We start from the raw sequence: 1,786 nt of genomic DNA, 5'->3' as shown, positions 1-1,786 counted from the left end.
GGAAGCGGTCGAGCAGCAGGCGATGCGCGTGGGCATGCCCTTCGTGAACTTCCGCTGGCTCGGCGGCATGCTGACCAACTTCGAGACGATCAAGACCCGCCTGACTCGCCTGCGCGAGCTCGAGGACATGGTCAACGACGGCACCATCGAGCTGCTGACCAAGAAGGAAGGCCTCCTGCTCACCCGTGAGCTGGACAAGCTGCAGCGCAACCTGGGCGGCATCCGCACCATGACGAAGCTGCCGTCGGCCATCTGGGTCGTCGACACCGTCAAGGAGCACATCGCCGTGGCCGAGGCCAACCGCCTCGGGATCCCCGTCGTCGCCGTCGTGGACACCAACTGCGACCCCGACGTCATCGACTACGTCATCCCCGGCAACGACGACGCCATCCGCTCCGGCGCGCTGCTGACCCACCTGATCGCCGACGCCTGCGCCACTGGGTACGCCCGTCGTGCGGCTCGCACCTCCGACGACGTCGTCGCCGAGCAGGCTGCTGCCGCCGCCGCGTCCACCCCCTCCTCGGAGTCCACCGAGGCCCCTGCCGCGCCGGCCCAGCCGGCCGCCGAGCCGCTGGCCGAGTGGGAGATCGCCCTGCAGCAGGAAGAGGCTGCGTCCGCCGCTGCCGCTGCCGGTGCGTCCTCCGCCGAGGCCGACCAGGCCGACCAGGCTGCTGCTGACCAGGCCTCCGCCGATCAGGCTGCTGCCGAGCAGGCCGAGACCCAGCCCACCGAGGAGCCGGCTCCGGCCGCCCCGCAGGAAGAGGCCCAGGCGTAGCACGCGCCTGGCCACACCCAACCACGATCGAGAGAACCCAGACATGAGCGACGTCAAGATCAGCGCCGCCGACGTCAAGGCCCTTCGCGAGGCCACCGGCGCCGGCATGATGCTCTGCAAGAACGCACTGGTGGAGGCCGGCGGCGACTTCGACGCTGCCGCCGACATCGTCCGCACGAAGACCGGCCGCAAGGCCAACGAGCGCGCCGGTGACCGGACCGCCAACGAGGGGCTCGTGCACGCCTACCTGCACACCCCCACCCCCGGCATGCCGGCCAAGGTCGGCGTCATGCTGAAGCTGCACTGCGAGACCGACTTCGTGGCCAAGGAGGAGTCCTTCAAGGCCCTGGCCCAGGACATCGCCATGCACATCGCGGCGGCACAGCCGGTTGCGGTCAGCGAGGACCAGGTCGACGAGGCGCTCAAGGAGAAGGAAGCCAACTTCGCTCGCCAGCAGGCGAAGGAAGAGGGCAAGCCCGAGCACATCATCGAGAAGATCGTCGAGGGTCGGGTCAACTCCCTCCTGAAGGAGCAGGTCCTGCTGAACCAGCCCTTCGTCAAGGACACCAGCAAGACCATCGAGCAGCTCGTCACCGAGGCCAGCGCTCGTACCGGTGAGAAGATCGAGATCGGCGGGTTCGCCCGCTTCGCCATCGGCGCCTAGCGCCACAGACGTCAACGCCCCTGCCCGACTCGTCGCGCAGGGGCGTTCGTTCGCCCCGGCCCCCGGGTCGTCCACTACCATCGCCGCCGGCCCCCCACCCCGACGCGCCTCCATCCCAACGGAAAGATCCCTGATGGCCGACTCGCCCAGCAAGCCCTACCGTCGCGTGCTCCTCAAGCTGTCCGGCGAGGCGTTCGCCGACGAGGCAGCGTCCATCTCCCCGCAGGTGGTGGCCTCCGTCGCCGACCAGCTGGTCGAGGTCAACTCCCTCGGTGTGGAGATCGGGGTCGTCGTCGGTGGTGGCAACATCTTCCGCGGGGCGTCCCCCCAGGCCTCGGGCATGGAGC

The 1,786-nt window shown here is 69.5% G+C and carries 2 protein-coding genes and 1 pseudogene; all 3 read left to right on the top strand.

What is annotated here, in order from left to right; all coding sequences use genetic code 11:
* A partial coding sequence (rpsB, locus tag VOI19_RS18990) for a 30S ribosomal protein S2 (RefSeq protein ID WP_323794492.1) occupies nucleotides 1-775 on the top strand: 775 nt, incomplete at its 5' end.
* A gap of 43 nt (nucleotides 776-818) precedes the next feature.
* Nucleotides 819-1,439 (top strand): translation elongation factor Ts, encoded by a 621-nt coding sequence (locus tag VOI19_RS18985; protein WP_114592477.1) that lies wholly within the window; start codon nucleotides 819-821, stop codon nucleotides 1,437-1,439.
* A 133-nt stretch (nucleotides 1,440-1,572) separates the two neighbouring features.
* Nucleotides 1,573-1,786: pseudogene (gene pyrH / locus VOI19_RS18980) on the top strand (UMP kinase); the annotation flags it as partial.

It is taken from the genome of Nocardioides sp., from assembly GCF_034670285.1.
GTDB lineage: Bacteria > Actinomycetota > Actinomycetes > Propionibacteriales > Nocardioidaceae > Nocardioides.
The sequence above is the reverse complement of the archived record's forward strand: the minus strand, read 5'-3'. Positions and strand labels throughout refer to the sequence as shown.

What these genes read in the sequence shown, in the direction of transcription:
- VOI19_RS18985 (WP_114592477.1), top strand. Translation starts at nt 819, where the DNA reads ATGAGCGACGTCAAGATCAGCGCCGCCGACGTCAAGGCCCTTCGCGAG.